Here is a 16,605-nt window from a genome sequence, read left to right on the forward strand (position 1 = left end):
GAGGTCGCGATGTTGATGCAGCAAACCTTAACCCAGCTTAAATCCCTAAAGCTCGACGGCATGGCTCGCGCGTTTGAGGAACAGGCGGCGTTGACCGCCAGCGCCAGCCTGTCGTTCGAAGAGCGCTTCGGCATAGTCGTCGAACGCGAACTCGCCTGGCGCGATACACGGCGGCTCGAACGGCTGCTGAAGTCTGCCAAACTCAAGAATCCCCAAGCCTGCATCGAGGACATCGAGTACCGGCAGAGCCGCGGTATCGACAAGAGCGTCGTTGCTGCACTCGCCAGCTGCGACTGGATCCGCAATGCGCAGAACCTCATCCTGACGGGGCCAACCGGCGCTGGGAAAACGTGGATCGCTTGTGCGTTCGGGCAACAGGCCTGCCGACAAGGATTCTCTGTGTCGTACGTCCGTGTTGCCCGCCTGTTCGAGGAATTGAAGATCGCCCATGGCGACGGCAGCTTCACGCGGCAGCTCGCGCAGCTCGCCAAGATGGACGTCTTGCTGCTCGACGACTGGGGGCTGCAGGATCTCGATCAGACCGCCCGAAATGATCTACTTGAAGTACTCGACGATCGCTTTGGCACCCGCTCCACGATCATTACCAGCCAACTACCACTGGAACACTGGCACGCATGGTTGCAGGACCCGACGCTTGCCGACGCGATCCTCGATCGGCTCGTCCATCAGGCCCACAAGCTGCCATTGAAGGGTGAATCGATGCGAAAGACCAGCGCCAAGCAATCCTCCGCATCCTGATCATGATCACCTTCGTTATAATTCATTGACCGCGCAACACCACCTTCCAAACTGATCACGTTCGCCGAAACGGCTGATCACCATCACCGAAATCCGCACGCTCGATCATCACACTTGCGCCGAGGTGGAGGCTTCGGTGCTCGGTTGCTTGCCGGCTTCGCTAATGGGCCTATGGGTGACGATAAAAGGCCGGTACACGATGTCAGTGTCCTTAATTTTAAAGATGCCATGAAATGGCTTTAGCTGGTTCGGGTCAAACTCTTTACCCTTCGCATTAGGGCTGGCGATAAAGTACCCTTCATGCCATTTCAATTGGCTCAAATCAAGCTCTTCCCAGCCGCTAGGATTGCCGATTTCAATGCACTTATTTTTATGTCCGGCGGCTTTATTGTCACCCGTGGTAAGCATCACGTGGAAAGGCTCGCTTTCTACTTCTATGTGGCGGGGTTTGGCTTCTTTGGTTTGTTTASCTGCGAAGAAGCCGAGAGTGTGTCCGGGTGGCACGTTTCTCAATTCATTGGCATTGTTTATCCGTGTATCGGACAATGTGACCAAATCTGTCTTAGCATCCACCGATTTATACCGATTTTTAGGGATGACCCCTGCTTTAAACGCACAGTCCTTGACCGCATCCCAGCATACGTTGCCTTTACTCGTCAAGGCTTCATTTTCTTTTTTATGCAGTGGATCACCATTCGAATCGCGTTCTGCGGAACGCCTGGCATAATCCGCTGCCAGATTGCAGTAGTACTCGCTACGCTGTTCTGGTGTCAAGTTGGAAAGATTCGGTCCCAAACTCGGCAAGCAACTTGTTATACAACTGTGCACCCCAGAGAGCACTGACTGACCGATCGATTGTCCTTGAGTCTCTTCCGCTGAGACAGACCCATTGGTTTCAGTGCTTGAGCTTCGGCTTAGGCAACACAGCCCCGAGAGCGCCGAGGAAGTAGATCGAGGGGTTCCCTGCAAGGGAGCCGTTGAGCGCTGCGAAATGCTGGGTGGCGCGGACGATGTGCTAGCGCCTACATTAATGGAAGAGAGGGGTATCCGATGGTCCATCGTAACTCCTATTTAGGGTGGTGGCTCACCACTCGAATGTAGGCGGTGAATTGGCATCGCCCTGTCCGACTCACGAAAGATCCCCCGGATAAACGAAGCATGCGGTCGACAGCGACAAACATCTTGGCCGGCCTATTGCCTCATGGGATGATGTTACTCCCGGGTAATTGTCACTCTCCAATTATTTTTCGATGAAGRATGGSSCAGCCTTCATCGCGTCGGCATCGCCAAGTATTCTGGCTACCAGTTCTCTGGCGCGGTCTAATCGCCATGCCTTCACACGGCGCTGCAGGGTACGTAGCTGTGTGCTGGAATACATTGCCGGTGCCATGGTGACGAGACGCTCATGTAGCTTCTTGGCCGTGATGCCGGGCTCGGTTTCCAGCCATTGCTGTATCGTCGGCCACGTATGCTCGAATGGATCTTCCCGGCTGCGCCAAGTGTGAGGCACGCGCGCCTTTCGATGATGCGTTGGTCTTACCTCGCCTTCCTGCCACGCTGTCCCAAGGCTCGCCAGGAAATCCGCAAGGGGAGCACGAGCCGGTGTGGTTGCCTGCGTCGGCATCGTGCCGGATTCCCTACATTGTGCGATGTGCTGCTGCGCTTCGCGCATTCGACTCAAAAGCTCCAGTGGATCGAGCGCTCGAAACTGAGCACGTAGTCTGCGTTTGGTTGCCTGCGGCACCGACGCCGAACTCAACACGCGCTCCGATCAGAACGGCGGTACCGCTCGCCGACCGCCTCTATCAATTCTCGTCGTGTTCTCATGCTGAGCCTGCCCGCCATCAGTCGCCCCGCCAGCATTCTGACGGGTAACACATTACATGAGGCAACAGGCTCCGCCCGATAGCGAAAAACCTGAGTCAATGCGCCGGCCATTCTGCTCGACGCTATCCACATGCGGGTTCAGCCGCAGATTAATGTGGCGCACTTCTGAACCAAGGTACACTGTCCTGGATTCGCGCCCGGGCCGGCTCAGAGAACTGGTTGGTTTCCATAAAGCGGGTGATTTCACTCCTCGCTATATTCCATTGACGATCGTCTAAGTTATTTAGCGAACCCTCGAACCGAAGTCTGCTAAGCACGTCGCATAAGGCGGCTTCGCCCGCGCCATTCAGTAGGCTCAAGCTCTGCTGCCAGATCCACTTTACCAGTGCATCGTCCAGATTGTCGGTGCACATTAGTAGGCCGAGTGCGACCTGTGCGCGCTGCGCCGGCAATACGCGCGGCAATGCCGGCTCCAGTAACTGGAGTTCGTGTGCGTGGTGCTCGCGCGGTAAATGCGTCAACCCCTCTGGAAGATAGCTTAGCGCAACGCTCAACTGCTCGTCAGGTAGCGACAGCGCCACATCACGCAGCTGCGTGTACTGTGCGAGCTGCTCCGCTTGCGGCAAAAACAATATGAAACTTGCTAACACGCCAACCGATGCGCCTTGATGAGAGGGCGGCAGCTGCAACGCGTGTTCGCGTAACACCGCATACAGCCCAGGGAGGCGGTCGTCGCCTCCCCCAAAGTGAATCATTCGCAGACACAATACCGGGATCAGCTCCGCTTGCTCGGACACCCTTAAGGACCCAAGCCGAGCCACGAGCGCCTGATAACGCTCGACAAACTCAGCTGAGCCAAACAACAACGACTCCAAACTGTCAGCGAGTTCCGTCCAGACATTGTCCTCCTCGGGCGCACGCCGCTGCGCCATCGCGTAAGCGAAGTCGAATAATTCATCCCGATGGCTCCAATGGAATTTGTGCAATGAATGCAACAACAGCGCTTTCTGTATCTGTACGCCATCCTTCGGAATGCGCTGCGCCGCCGCGTACATGCGCTTGAAGGCTTCGCCGCGCTCGCGATACGGCAACGCTTCCAACCGCTGGCGCAACGCCTCAATCGGCTCGACGTGCTGCGCCGGATCGGCGAGCGTGCCCTCCATCTCATTGAGCAGCTGGTTGACTGACGCGAGACTGACGACTTGGTTGGCTCGTTGCCAGTAGCGGTGGACTACGCGCCGACTGTGCATCGCATGATACGTACGACGATCGACTGCTGAAAAATTCTCCACGTCTTGAACGGGCACGTAGTCACCGATCTGCTGAATCAGTTCGGGCGGCAGGTCATGATAGGTCGTGGGCCGGCTGGCCGACGGGCTCGCCAGTCCACCGCTTGCTGGTCTCAATGCCGGCGGGGGGGCCGACGCAGCAGCTTGCGGGCACGACTCCAACGCACGCATGTAGACTTGGTAGTCGTTCAAAGCGGCATTCAGATCAAAGTCCATCGGTAAGCTCGGCAATCGATAACAAGAAACGGCGCGGTACGAAGCGAAGCCGCACGGCAGGTTAGCTAAAAGTGGGAAACTGAGCACAGCGATGGGCTGTAAACGCCATGTTCTTGGCGGATAGTGCTATGCCCATATGCGGCAGCTATTACATCGTCTGTTGGTAACGCACACTGCTGAAGAAGCTCGTGTGAAGCTGGCAATGGTAAGCAGCACGCAGCCGAAACAACGTGCGGATCGAATAAGTGATGGTGCAGGTTGAGTTACATTCCACCATCCCGGACCGCACCGTACACACGTAGCTTGGAGCGCGCGAAGCTTGTCCATTTCGCATAGGTCGTTGGTAAAGATAGAGAAATTTATTACACAATCTTTACATAAAGGCCGCATGAAAGCGGGTACCCGTGGACACACCTGTGCACGTAGCAAGCCCTTTCCAATAGATCGCGTTGCGATATCATTAGTAAAATAAAAAAGATAAAGAGAATCGTTCCGCTCTAGATCCCAGATGAAAGAGCTTACAAAGTTATGCTTCTCTGCGATGCCGCGGACCGTGAGTAGAGAAGTCGGCTTGGCAGGGTTGCTTCAAACTCGCATACCTTCGCCTTCTCAAAGATGATTGGCTGTTGTGATGTTATTGCCGCCCCATTCGCGCCCTTATCCAATCGACAACTGACCGGTGACAGCGACTGCCACCCGGCGCGATCAACGGCTTTGGGTCAGTTGGATCCTTCCGACCATATCAACGGTGGCAGGGCAGGGTCAAGGTTAAGTCGTGGTTCAGGCGCCAGTTTGGCGCGTTCGTCGCGGACGTGAGCCTGTGTTGGTAATCACAACTGTTCCTGTTTGCTCAACGTCTTGTTCAACAACTCTGAAGGTATAAGAAGTCGCGGCGTAATCGCGCCGACTTTCACAAGTCGGGTTGGGTCTTCTGGTCGATAGTCTCAGACTATGTCCACTCTTTCACAAGCTCGGGACGCCATGCCTTCACGATGGCTTCGAACTGCGGGCCGTAGCCGAGCGTGTCGGGGTAGTTGTTCGCGCCCCTTTCACTGCGGGTGCCGCAAGTGCGCTACAGATCTTCAACGTGACGCTCGTCTAAGCCTAATCCGCCCGGCGAGAGCCAGCATCATCGACCGACTGACTGCGCGTTTTGGCTCATCGGTGACTCAACAGCCGCTTTTCAGTGGCTTACGTCTGCAGCAGCTGCACAATTTCGCGAAGCCGATCTCGATATAGCTCGGTCAGTGCCAGGTTGCGCTCGTCTCGCCCCAGTGGGTACGGCTCTGACAGCAGCGCGCCGAACGCTTGCAGCGCAACGCGCACCGTCATCGCTTGCCCGGTGGTCAGGTGTGTTCCATTGAGCGTTATGCTCGGTTCTTGAGTCATTCGTCAGCTTCGTCCTCGTTGGCAAACCACGACCATTGTTTTTTAGTTTAGCAAGTAGACAGCGTTGGCACCGCGCGGTCTGCGTCCACGGCTCACATGCGTGGCGAACCACCACGACACTATAGCGCCTTTGATGCGTTGCGCCCCCATGACGCTTTCCCGTAACACCTCACGCCATAGGTTGTGCGATATCGGTCGGTTTATTAATTCGTGCCAGATAAAAAGCGTCTTCTATCGATATAGTATACCTGTATATCCATACAGTATTTCGTTTTCCATGGGTCAAGCTTTGCCCTTTTCGCCCCAGTCACTGCACCCGACGCTGTGGCGGGGCGCTGAACTTGCGCGCGCGAGCGAGCGCCGCATCGATACCGGCTACACCACGCTCAATGCCGAGTTGCCCGGTGGCGGCTGGCCGCAAGGTGCGCTAATTGAGCTGCTTATTTCGCAACCCGGTATTGGCGAGTTACGCTTGCTCGCGCCGGCGCTGCGCACACTGCAACCGCGTGCCATCGTATTAATCAATCCGCCGCACACCGTGCAACCATTAGCGCTGCGCTATTGGGGCCTGGACAGTATCCACTGGTGTGTGCTGCGTGCGCCGAAGACGGCCGATGCGTGCTGGGCGGCCGAACAGGCGCTGCGCACCGGCTCATGCGGCGCGGTGCTGCTTTGGCTTACTAGCGTATCCGCCGACGTGCTGCGCCGGCTGCACCTGGCCGCCCAGCGCGGCGCGGCGCTCTTTTTCTTGCTGCGGCCGCTGTGCGCGTCGCGCAGTGCTTCGCCCGCGCCACTGCGTGTGGCGCTCGCGCCCGCCAGTGCAGGCGTGCAGGTGACGCTACTGAAGCGTCGTGGTCCGACGCATGACACGCCCCTCGATATCCCGCTCATTCCTTCTCCCATCTTATTAAGTTGCCATGGCCGTGTGGATCGGCGTGCATCTGCCTTACCTGCTACTCGAAGTGTTTCACCCGCGTGGGTATCCGCCTGACGCGCGTGGGTGCGTGGTGCTGGAGCAAGACCGCGTCGCGCATTGCGATGAAAGGGCACGCATGCTGGGCATTCGCGCCGGCATGCGCCGCGGCGGCGTGCTGGCGCTTGCACCGCACGTGCGCGTGCACGAGCGTGATCGCCTACGCGAAGCGGCGCTACAGCACAGCGTCGGGATGGCGATGCTGCGCTTTACCCCTCATGTCGTGGTGACCGACGAGGCGTGCGTGCTGCTGGACGTGAGCGCAAGCCTGCGGCTTTTTCGGGGTATCCGGGCACTGCGCCGCGATGCGCGCGCGCTCATTGACGCGCTGTGCGTGTCGGCTCAGTGGGCGGTGGCGCCCACCGGCTATGCAGCGTGGCTGTTGGCGCGCTCCGGAGGCGGCTATGCGCTGTCATTAGAATCGTTGGAACGTGTGCTCGGACGCCGGCCGTTGAACGTACTGCCGTCCGCGCGACGCTACGCTGATTGGTTCGACGGCTTAGGCTGCCGCACGATTGCCGACGTGTGCCGTCTACCGCGTGCGGGCCTGAACAAGCGGTGCGGCACGGCACTGCTCGAAGCGCTTGACCGCGCGCGCGGCTTGGCACCCGAAGGGTATGCGTGGCTGCAGGTGCCGCCCCAATTTGATGCGCGTATTGAGCTGCCGGAGCGCATTGAACAGACTGACGCGCTGCTGTTTGCTGCGCGCCGACTGCTTGTGCAGATGACCGGGTGGCTGATCGCGCAACAGCTGGTGGTGGTGCGCCTGACAGTGAGGCTGGAGCACGAGCGTGGCCGAGCGCCGCTCACGCCCAGCGTGCTGGACATCGCGCTGGCCGAGCCGACTTGGCACGACGCGCACCTGGTGCGGTTGCTCAAAGAGCGGTTCGCGCGTACCCCGCTCGTCGCGCCGGTCATCGCGTTGCGGCTGCTCACCCAAGAGGTGCGCGCTGCGCAGCCGCACAGTGACACGCTCTTTCCCGAGCCGGGCGGCACACCGACCGACCATGCGAGATTGCTTGAGTTGCTGACCGCGCGTTTGGGCCGCGAGAACGTGCTTTATGCGCAGCCGCTTGCCGATCATCGCCCGGAGGTGGCCGCCCGCTGGGTGCCCCTGGATGCATTGCGCCAGGCGGCAGGCGAGCCGCCCGCGTTGCCGCGTCCCGTGTGGCTACTAAAGGAGCCCCTTGAGTTGATGGTGCGAGACCACCGGCCATTTTACGGCACGCCGCTGCGTCTGGTGTCACCGGCCGAGCGCATTGAAGCGGGCTGGCATGATCAGCAAGGGGTCGTGCGCGACTATTACGTCGCGCAGTCTGCCGAGTCGGTGTACTACTGGGTCTATTGTGAATGGATCGGCGCGCGCGAGCACAGCACGCTACGCTGGTTCTTGCACGGCTTGTTTGGCTAATCCGATGGAGAAGCCAGCAAACGCTTCGCTGCCCGAGTATGCGGAGTTGCAATGTGCGTCGAATTTTTCGTTCCTGTACGGTGCATCGCATCCCGAGGAGTTGGTCGCCCGCGCCGCGCAACTCGGTTACACGGCGCTTGCCATCACCGACGAGTGCTCGGTGGCCGGTGTCGTGCGCGCGCATTTGGAAGCGAAAAAGGTGGGGCTGCCGCTGATCGTAGGCGCGCAGTTTCGCTTAGCCCAAGGCCAGGCTGCCCCTGCCATGGCCCTGAGCGCGCTGGCTATGAATCGCGACGGCTATGGCAATCTGTGCGAGTTCATCACGCTCGGCCGCATGCGCGGCGACAAAGGCACGTATCGGTTGTCCTGCGATGACCTCGCCCACGCTGACGCAGTTGATCGGCATGGGTGCGCGTTGTCGCATTGTCTGGTGATTCTCCATCCGGACTATCCGGCGCACGAAGCGCAGCTGACGTGGGCCGCGCCACACTTTGGCTCACGCATAGCCGTCGCGCTCACGTTGCACGCGCAGGCGATGGACGATCTGCACCGCGGAGTCGTGCAACGCGTGGCGGCCCGACATGGTGTGCGGGTGGTGGCCACTGGGGCGGTGCGCATGCACGTGCGCTCGCGTAAGCCGCTGCAAGATGTGGTCACCGCGATTCGGCTGGGTCAGAGCGTGTCGGCATGTGGCTACCATTTGGCGCCCAATGCGCAGCAGCACTTGCGTGCACGACTGCGGCTGGCCAATGTGTACCCGCGCGACACGCTGGAGGCCACCGTTCATCTGGCCCGCCAATGCACCTTTTCGTTGGATGAACTGCGCTATGAATACCCGGAAGAGCTTGTTCCCAACGGCCATTCGGCAACGACGTATTTGCGTGAGCAGGCCTATTTAGGCGCGCACCGGCGCTTCCCAAACGGAATACCGATGACGGTGCAGCAGCAGCTTGAGCACGAACTGGCGCTGATTGCGACGTTGCGCTACGAGCCGTACTTTTTAACGGTGTACGACATCGTGCACTTTGCGCGCAGCCAAGGCATTCTTTGTCAAGGCCGGGGCTCGGCGGCCAATTCCGCCGTGTGCTACTGCCTCGGTATCACAGAAGTGGATCCGGCGCGCTCAAATCTGCTCTTTGAGCGCTTCGTGAGTCGTGAGCGCAACGAGCCCCCGGACATCGACATCGACTTTGAGCACCAACGTCGCGAAGAAGTCATCCAGTACCTGTATCGCAAGTATGGACGCGAGCGCGCGGCGCTCACGGCGGCGGTGACCACCTATCGGCCGCGCAGCGCGCTACGAGACGCGGGCAAGGCGCTGGGCATCGATCCGCTGATTGTCGATCGCGTCGCGAAATCGCACCAGTGGTTCGACACGAGCGCACAGCTGCTCAAGCGCTTTGAAGACGCGGGGCTGGACACGTGCGCACCGATCATTGAGCAATGGGCGACGCTTGCGGCCACGTTGCTTGGATTTCCCCGGCACTTGTCGCAGCACAGCGGTGGCTTTGTAATCAGCCGCGGCAAACTCAGCCGGCTCGTGCCAATTGAGTCCGCGGCGATGCCTGATCGTTCGGTGATTCAATGGGATAAGAACGACATCGACGCGCTGGGGCTGCTGAAAATCGACATTCTGGCGCTGGGCATGCTGTCGGTGATCCGGCGCGCGCTGGCACTCGTTGCTCACCAGCGCGGCGAGCCGTTTGAGCTGCACGATATCCCCGCCGAGGATGCGGCCACCTACGAGATGATCAGCCGTGCCGATACTGTCGGCGTATTCCAGATCGAATCGCGTGCGCAGATGAGCATGTTGCCCCGCCTGCGCCCGCGCTGCTTTTACGACTTGGTTATCGAAGTGGCGATCGTGCGCCCCGGTCCGGTGCAAGGCGGCATGGTGCACCCGTATCTGCGTCGGCGCGAAGGCGTGGAGCCCGTCACGTACCCGAGTGAAGCGATGCGAACGGCGCTAGCGCGCACGCTCGGGGTGCCGATTTTTCAAGAGCAAGTGATGCAAGTGGCGATGCTGGCCGCCGGCTTTACTGCGGGGGAAGCAGATCAATTGCGCCGTGCCATGGCCGCTTGGCGCAGCCAAGGCGGCCTTGAGCAGTATTACGAGCGCATCGTGCACGGCATGGTCACGCGCGGCTACGATCGGGCGTTCGCCGAATCAATCTTCGCGCAGATCCAAGGTTTTGGTGAGTATGGCTTTCCGGAAAGTCATGCGGCCAGCTTCGCGCTGCTTGTGTACGTGAGCGCGTGGCTCAAATGTCATGCGCCGGCCGCGTTTCTATGCGCGCTGCTGAACAGCCAACCGATGGGCTTTTATACGCCGTCACAACTGGTGCAGGATGCGCGCCGGCATGGCGTTAAGGTGCTGCCAGTGGATGTGACCATAAGCGACTGGGACAGCACGCTGCAAGGACACAGTCTTGAGGCGCCGGTGCGGCTGGGCCTGTCGCTGATCCGCGGCTTGGCAGAGGACGCGGCCGCGCGCATCGAACTGGCCCGTGCGGTGCGGCCCTTTGCAGATGTGACGGATCTGGCGCGGCGCGCGCAGCTTACGCGGCGCGATCTGCAGGCTTTAGCCAGCGCCAACGCACTGGCGAGCCTTGCGGGCAATCGCCGCGCGGCGTTGTGGCACGCGCTCGCCGCGGTGCCTGACAAGGATCTGCTGCGTGCAGCTAGCGATGACGATGTGACACCGGCGTTTGCGCCGCTCACGCCGGGGCAAGCCATTGCGCACGACTATCGCGCGCTGGGCCTGACGCTCGAGCGGCATCCGCTGGCGCTGCTGCGCGCACAATTACTTCAGCGTCGCTTGCTGCCGGCCGTAGTCTTGCAACGCTATCGCGACGGGCAACTGGCGCGCGCGTGCGGCCTGGTGACGGTGCGCCAGCGCCCCGGCACGGCAAAAGGCGTGCTGTTTGTGACGCTTGAAGACGAGAGCGGCCACACGAACGTGATTATTTGGCCGTCACTACTAGAGCGCCAGCGCAAGGAGGCGCTGGGTGCGTCGCTGCTTGCCGTCTATGGCGTCTGGCAACGGCAAGGCGAGGTGACCCATTTAGTCGCCCAGCGCCTGGTGGATCTGTCGCATTTACTGGGTTCACTGGTGACAACGAGTCGCAACTTTTGTTGACATCCCATCTTAGTTGAAGGCTTTACCGTGGCCAAACATAAGCAGCGTTGCATCAGTCAGCCCGCACAGGCTGCATCGGAACATCAATTGGCACGCATACCAACCATGCTTGGGGCCGCCTCACTCTTTATCTAGTATGCCGTGCTTCGCCGGATCGGCGGCGCGTTCGCACTCGCGTACAACGCGCAGCGAATGTCGTTCAAGGTACTGATTTTCGATCACACGCAATACGCTATGTCACCAGTGGTTTGGGATAGCCCCATTTGCTATTTGAACGAACTTGAGGCGGGCAATACTGCGCAAACCGGTGCGGGTCCACTTATGCGCGAGAGTCGGTGTACGAATGACCCAACGTCAGTGGGACTATGGCTCGACTATGAACAGGTATTCCGTCAGCGTGGTTTTGCTCGGGTCGATATTATAAAAATTACAGGGAATGGCGGCGGGGCACAGGCGCTGAAGGCGTGCTTGAGCATGGGCCGACGCTTAGCGAGCGCAGCTTCAGTGAGACTGACATCGCGAAGATTGCCGGTAATGGCGGCGGTGCTCAAGCGCTTGAGGCGGTTGTCATGCACGGGTCAACGCTTTGCGAGCGTGGCTACAGCCGGACCGATATTGTAAAGATTGCCGATAACAATGGCGGTGCCCAGGCGCTCAAAGCGGTGTTCGAACATGGACCAGCGCTCACGCAAGCAGGACGTTCGAACGAGGATATTGTGGATATGGCTGCGCGCACAGGCGCGGCCGGCCAGATACGAAAGTTGGCTGCACAGTTGTCGGGGCGGCAATAGGTGCAGCGGTCAGCCAACATTGAAGGCACGCGACAATCCGATATGCGGTCACAGCGCCGCGATCACGGCATGGTTACCGGTCGTCACCTGATGACCTACCGAGGCGGGCGGGCAGCGTTAGCGACCCGATGCGACAGTAGGCATCTTACCATTTCCTAGATCGGCGAACCTCAGCGAGGCAGTAAGAAGGCGCCAAGGCGACCGTGCTTCGTTTTTCAGGTCGGCCTTTCTGATTTGACAAAGCTACTTGGTCGTAGTCACTATAATTTGAATGACCGAATTGAAATTTCGTCAAAAATGAAGATACTTGGCCACAGTAGGGTTATAGCGGCATTATCCTCGGTTAGAGATTTGTCAAAGCAAATCAATAGCAAAGCTATCTCGCAGAGTTTGCGAAACCCCGTACTTCAAAGTTTGCGGCACCTGCGTGATCCTAAAAAAGAGAATTATTCTGGTTTTCGTGTCAGCCAGATGTCAATAAATGGTGCCGATGCACAGCGGAAAAACCATTTTGGCGACAAGAAAATAGTAAGTAATTTTTGGCAGAAACCTAGCAATGTGTCTGACCAGAAGCGCGACGCTCTTATAGAGAAAGCCAATGATTTTCTAAGGCGGTTAGATGATGTAGAGAACGTCGCTCATGGATCAGTCAATGCCACCCTCAGAAAATTGAACAATCATAGTCGAGGTATGAGAGCAGAGCAACAATATGAGGCGGAGAGACTGCATGACAACATTAAGGAAAGCATTAAATTAACGAGAGGCAAGATTCAGGGAATTCTGCAAGAAAACAATTTGCTGCCCCACCATAAGGCAACATCGGGAAAAACGAAATTATCTAAAAGTCAGTATGATAAAATAATAAAACATTTTGATTCTATTGGGGAGGATATTCAGTCTAATTTAAAATCGACAAAAAGCAGACTTGATGAGATAGATAAAGTATAAAATTTCTTAGTAATGTCATGGATCATTAATCGGCGAGTCGCATGGTCAGGCTGCATCAGTCTTTTCCATACGCCTCGCCAAATGGGCGTTATCTCATCGCCGGCCTAGCCGTGCCTTGATCCAATCGACGATGGGTCGCCGACGACGCTCGCCATCTGTGTGACCAGCCGCCTTCCGTCGGTCAGGATCTTCCCACCATGTCACCGGTAATGGGTCAGGGTCGAAGTTAAGTCGTGGCTGGGGCGCTAATTTGGCGCGTTCGTCGCGGATGCGAGCCTGTATCGGCAAAAATAACTGTTCCGGCTTGCCCAACTCCTTATGAAAAAATTTGAAGTCTAGCCACGCTTCGAGGTCAACAAGAAGCCTTTCGCGTGGGGACGGTGGAATACCGCTACTCAGATTGAGGATACGTTCCAGCGTCTCCGGAGAGTACATGTGCTTTCGGTTGCAGCGAATCCCTAAAATGATGTCGTTGAACCGGTCTTTATCCATGCTTTGGCCACCGGACGTTCGGTCGAAGGTATCAAGCGCCAGCGCCAGCGCAAATTCGGGATTGTTCCCCTCGGCCAATTTGCCGAAGGCTTCCAAAAGTCCTGCAACGATCGGCTCCTGATCCGATAGATCCAACATCGGCAGGATTTCGTACTTCCACTGTTGCAGCCTTCGATTTTGCTCAGCGGCGGTCAAGCCGGCCAGCGCTTCGGGCAACCCTGACAGCGCGTCGCCTTTGCCTATTGACAACCGCTTGGCTGCTTCGAGCATGGATTCGTAGGTAGCAAGGCGTGTGTGCTCTGGCAGCCATCGAATCGCACGACCCAGCGCCTTGCGGGGTGCCGATTGAAGATGCTCAGGAAGCGCTTCGACAAAATTGAGCAAGCGCCGATGCCGCTCTAGCACCAAGTTTCGATCCAGGCAATGAAGCAAAAACAATTGGTTGGCGAGTCTCGTGCTCAATTTCGCCTGTCCGAGGTCGTCCAGTCGCGTCATTTCGCTCAGCAGACGATCGAATCGCGTCATCAGCTCGGGCCTTGGTTTGTAGGGTCTGCCGTGAACGGCCGCCCAACTTTGCTCCCCAGTCCAATGAGAAGAGTCTAGCTGCAGTGCGAGTAGGGGTAGTATTTTGCGCCGCTCTTCCAATGGGCTATCGATCGTGCGGTTGAGAATTGCATCGAACACTGCAATCATCGACTCAGCCGGTACAACATGATAGGAGCCTAGCCCCGCGGTACTTACCACATGATAGTCAGATTCAAAATGATGAATCATCTTGTCCTGCAGCGCCTTACTGTTCGGGATTTTTAGCACCTCAGCAAAGATGTGTGTAAATGCTTCTGTCTGCTCAGCGCGAGGAAATTCATTAATTCCGGACATGGCCAGCCTGTCTAGTGCTGCCAATAGGATGTTTGAATCCGCAACGTCTCTATTGAGCTCATCCAAAAGCTGACGCAACGGTTCTATCCGAGTCTCCCTTGGGCCGTCCTTCTCACGCAACGTTTTTTTTAGAAACGCGCGAACGCGCTCCATAGGCGCGATGCTAGAAGAATTGACTGGCGCCTGCTGCTGAGCCGTAGGGGGATCCCCAGCGATGAGAAAACCGCTTGGGGGCGAGTCGCTAGGATCGCTCTTGTGCGAGTCGATGGACGCATAGATGGCGGCATTGTGAGCGTTTGGCGGTGGCGTGGTATTGAAATCCATGCTGAGCGTATCAAGAGTGGAAGAAAGCCTAAATTCGCACTGCCCCTCGGCGGATGCGAATAGGAGTGCGCCGACTATATAACGCACGGGTGAACGGTTTTTCGAATCATTGCTGATCAGGCATGCACAAAGTCGCTTTCAATGGCTTTGTCGCATCAACACAATAGGATAGAATAGCAAGCCGAAGGTCCGGTAGGCGGGACTGTGTTGGGTCAAAGACGGCTTGTCCGCTGGCTGTGGCCACGGTATCAAAGTTTTGTGCTGCTCGCTAGACGTGAAAGCAGAGATAGAGGCTTGACAGGACTGCGTCAACCTCGCGTACGTTCGCCCTCTCAAAGGTGATCGGCTGTCGTTATGTTATCGCCGAACCAGCCGTGCCTTGATCCAATCGACGATGGGTCGCCGACGACGCTCGCCATCTGTGTGAGCAGCCGCCTTCCGTCGGTCAGGATCTTCCCACCATGTCACCGGTAATGGGTCAGGGTCGAGGTTAAGTCGCGGTTTAGGTGCCAATTTGGCTCGTTCGTCCCGTGCGCGAGCCTGTATCGGTAACAGCAGCTGTTCTTGCTTGCTTAATTTCTCTTTTAACAATTTCACATCCAGCCACCGTTCAAGGTCAAGGAGAAGCCTTCTTCGTGTGGACGGTGGAATACCGCTACTCAAATCGAGGACACGTTCCAATGTCTCGGGGGAGTACGTGTGGGTTAAGTTGCCGCGAATCCCTCGAATGATGTCGTCGAAACGGTCTTTATCCATGTTCTGGCCGCCGGACGTCCTATCGAAGGTATCAAGCGCCAGCGCCAGCGCAAATTCGGGATTGTTCCCCTCGGCTAAGTTACCAAATGCAGCGATCAGTCCTGCAACGATCGGCTCCTGATCCGATAGATCCAACATCGGCAGGATTTCGTACTTCCACTGTTGCAACCTTCGATTTTGCTCAGCGGCGGTCAAGCCGGCCAGCGCTTCGGGCAACCCTGACAGCGCGTCGCCTTTGCCTATTGACAACCGCTTGGCTGCTTCGAGCATGGATTCGTAGGTAGCAAGGCGTGTGTGCTCTGGCAGCCATCGAATCGCACGACCCAGCGCCTTGCGGGGTGTCGCTTGAAGATTCTCGGGAAGCGCTTCGACGTAACTGAGTAAGCGCCGATGCCGCTCCAGCACAAGAGTGCGATCCAGGCAATGAAGCACGAACAACTGGTTAGCGAGTTTCGCGCTCAATTTCGCCTGTCCGAGGTCATCCAGCCGCGCCATTTCGTTCAGCAGCCGATCGAATCGCGTCATCAGCTCGGGCCTTGGTTTGTAGGGTCTGCCGTGAACGGCCGCCCAACTTTGCTCCCCGGTCCAATGAGAAGAGTCCAGTTGCAGTGCGAGGAGGGGTAGTATCTTGCGTCGCTCCTCCAATGGACCAGCGATCGTGCGGCTAAAGATTGCATCGAACACTGCAATCATCGACTCGGCGGGAACAACATGATAGGAGCCCAACCCCGCGGTGCTCACCACATGATACGCAGGTTCAAAATGATCAATCATCTTATCCTGTAGCGCCTTGCTATTCGGGATTTTTACCACCTCAGCAAAGATGTGCGTAAATGCTTCTAGCTGCTCAGCGCGAGGAAATTCATTGATTCCAGTCATGGCCAGCCTGTCTAGTACTGCCAATAGGATGTTCGGATCCGCAACGTCGCTATTGAGCCCATCCAACAGCTCACGCAACGCTCCTATGCGGACCTCACTTTCGACGTTCTTCTCACGCAACGTCTTTTTTAGAAACACGTGAACGCGCTCCATAGGCGCGATGCCAGAAGAATTGGCTGGCGCCTGCTGCTGAGCCGTATGGGGATCCCCGACGCTGAAAAAACCGCTTGGGGGCGAGTTGCTAGGACCGCTCTTGTGCGAGTCGATGGACGCATAGATGGCGGCATTGTGAGCGTTTGGCGGTGGCGTGGTATTGAAATCCATGCTAGACGTATCGAGGATGAAAGAAAAGCCTAAGGTCGCAATGCCACCCGGGCGGATGCGAATAGGAGTGCGCCGACTATATAACGCATGGATGAACGGTTTTCCGAGCCATTGCTGATCAGGCATGCACAAAGTCGTTTTCAATGGCTTTGTCGCATCAACACAATAGGATAGAATTACGGGCTGCCAAGGTCCGGTAGGCGCGACTG

The 16,605-nt window shown here is 57.6% G+C and carries 12 protein-coding genes and 1 pseudogene; 6 read left to right on the plus strand and 7 right to left on the minus strand.

The features are described 5' to 3' along the window. Positions 1-9: 9 nt before the first annotated feature. Positions 10-759 (plus strand): IS21-like element ISBmu3 family helper ATPase IstB, encoded by a 750-nt coding sequence (gene istB, locus RBRH_RS15695; protein ID WP_013436734.1) that lies wholly within the window; start codon positions 10-12, stop codon positions 757-759. A 108-nt stretch (positions 760-867) separates the two neighbouring features. Here the strand turns inward: istB and RBRH_RS18340 are convergent, their stop codons facing one another. The 5 genes and pseudogenes from RBRH_RS18340 to RBRH_RS19540 form a co-directional block, all read right to left on the minus strand. Continuing rightward, entirely contained in the window at positions 868-1,533 is a 666-nt protein-coding gene (locus RBRH_RS18340; protein ID WP_232509424.1) for a hypothetical protein, read from the minus strand. Between the two features lie 466 nt (positions 1,534-1,999). Next, positions 2,000-2,518 (minus strand): hypothetical protein, encoded by a 519-nt coding sequence (locus tag RBRH_RS16625; protein ID WP_232509425.1) that lies wholly within the window; start codon positions 2,516-2,518, stop codon positions 2,000-2,002. Between the two features lie 217 nt (positions 2,519-2,735). Next, entirely contained in the window at positions 2,736-4,091 is a 1,356-nt protein-coding gene (locus RBRH_RS19805; RefSeq protein ID WP_041755119.1) for a hypothetical protein, read from the minus strand. 949 nt (positions 4,092-5,040) lie between these two features. Then, positions 5,041-5,130 (minus strand): annotated as a pseudogene (locus tag RBRH_RS21610) (DUF7673 family protein); the annotation flags it as partial. A 152-nt stretch (positions 5,131-5,282) separates the two neighbouring features. After that, entirely contained in the window at positions 5,283-5,480 is a 198-nt protein-coding gene (locus RBRH_RS19540; RefSeq protein ID WP_157864642.1) for a hypothetical protein, read from the minus strand. A 277-nt stretch (positions 5,481-5,757) separates the two neighbouring features. Between RBRH_RS19540 and imuA the strand changes: the two genes are divergently transcribed. The 5 genes from imuA to RBRH_RS18365 all read left to right on the plus strand — a co-directional run bounded on the left by imuA (position 5,758) and on the right by RBRH_RS18365 (position 12,742). Further along, entirely contained in the window at positions 5,758-6,471 is a 714-nt protein-coding gene (gene imuA, locus RBRH_RS15720) for a translesion DNA synthesis-associated protein ImuA (RefSeq protein WP_041755120.1), read from the plus strand. Further along, positions 6,398-7,864 (plus strand): Y-family DNA polymerase, encoded by a 1,467-nt coding sequence (locus RBRH_RS19545; RefSeq protein WP_013436740.1) that lies wholly within the window; start codon positions 6,398-6,400, stop codon positions 7,862-7,864. The genes imuA and RBRH_RS19545 overlap by 74 nt, the downstream gene beginning before the upstream one ends. 4 nt (positions 7,865-7,868) lie before the next feature. After that, positions 7,869-11,003, plus strand: a complete 3,135-nt coding sequence (locus tag RBRH_RS15730; protein ID WP_041755121.1) for an error-prone DNA polymerase — start codon at positions 7,869-7,871, stop codon at positions 11,001-11,003. Between the two features lie 464 nt (positions 11,004-11,467). Continuing rightward, positions 11,468-11,794 (plus strand): TAL effector repeat-containing protein, encoded by a 327-nt coding sequence (locus tag RBRH_RS15735; RefSeq protein ID WP_041755122.1) that lies wholly within the window; start codon positions 11,468-11,470, stop codon positions 11,792-11,794. Positions 11,795-12,028: 234 nt separating this feature from the next. Further along, positions 12,029-12,742 carry a hypothetical protein gene (locus RBRH_RS18365; protein ID WP_013436743.1) on the plus strand — a complete coding sequence of 238 codons (714 nt, stop codon included), beginning with the start codon at positions 12,029-12,031 and terminating at the stop codon, positions 12,740-12,742. A 93-nt stretch (positions 12,743-12,835) separates the two neighbouring features. On the opposite strand, the gene RBRH_RS15745 is transcribed toward RBRH_RS18365, so the two are convergent. Further along, positions 12,836-14,437, minus strand: a complete 1,602-nt coding sequence (locus RBRH_RS15745; protein ID WP_083813569.1) for a hypothetical protein — start codon at positions 14,435-14,437, stop codon at positions 12,836-12,838. A gap of 357 nt (positions 14,438-14,794) precedes the next feature. Continuing rightward, on the minus strand, positions 14,795-16,522 hold the full coding sequence (locus RBRH_RS15750; RefSeq protein WP_232509426.1) for a hypothetical protein: 1,728 nt from the start codon (positions 16,520-16,522) through the stop codon (positions 14,795-14,797). Positions 16,523-16,605 lie beyond the last annotated feature (83 nt).

The organism is Mycetohabitans rhizoxinica HKI 454 (genome assembly GCF_000198775.1).
Classification (GTDB): Bacteria; Pseudomonadota; Gammaproteobacteria; order Burkholderiales; family Burkholderiaceae; genus Mycetohabitans; species Mycetohabitans rhizoxinica.

Bases quoted from the DNA above. Each gene is read 5' to 3' on its own strand.
- istB (WP_013436734.1), top strand. From the start codon at position 10: ATGTTGATGCAGCAAACCTTAACCCAGCTTAAATCCCTAAAGCTCGAC.
- RBRH_RS19540 (WP_157864642.1), bottom strand. From the start codon at position 5,480: ATGACTCAAGAACCGAGCATAACGCTCAATGGAACACACCTGACCACC.
- imuA (WP_041755120.1), top strand. From the start codon at position 5,758: ATGGGTCAAGCTTTGCCCTTTTCGCCCCAGTCACTGCACCCGACGCTG.
- RBRH_RS15730 (WP_041755121.1), top strand. From the start codon at position 7,869: ATGGAGAAGCCAGCAAACGCTTCGCTGCCCGAGTATGCGGAGTTGCAA.
- RBRH_RS15745 (WP_083813569.1), bottom strand. From the start codon at position 14,437: ATGGATTTCAATACCACGCCACCGCCAAACGCTCACAATGCCGCCATC.
- RBRH_RS19805 (WP_041755119.1), bottom strand. From the start codon at position 4,091: ATGGACTTTGATCTGAATGCCGCTTTGAACGACTACCAAGTCTACATG.
- RBRH_RS15750 (WP_232509426.1), bottom strand. From the start codon at position 16,522: ATGCCTGATCAGCAATGGCTCGGAAAACCGTTCATCCATGCGTTATAT.
- RBRH_RS19545 (WP_013436740.1), top strand. From the start codon at position 6,398: ATGGCCGTGTGGATCGGCGTGCATCTGCCTTACCTGCTACTCGAAGTG.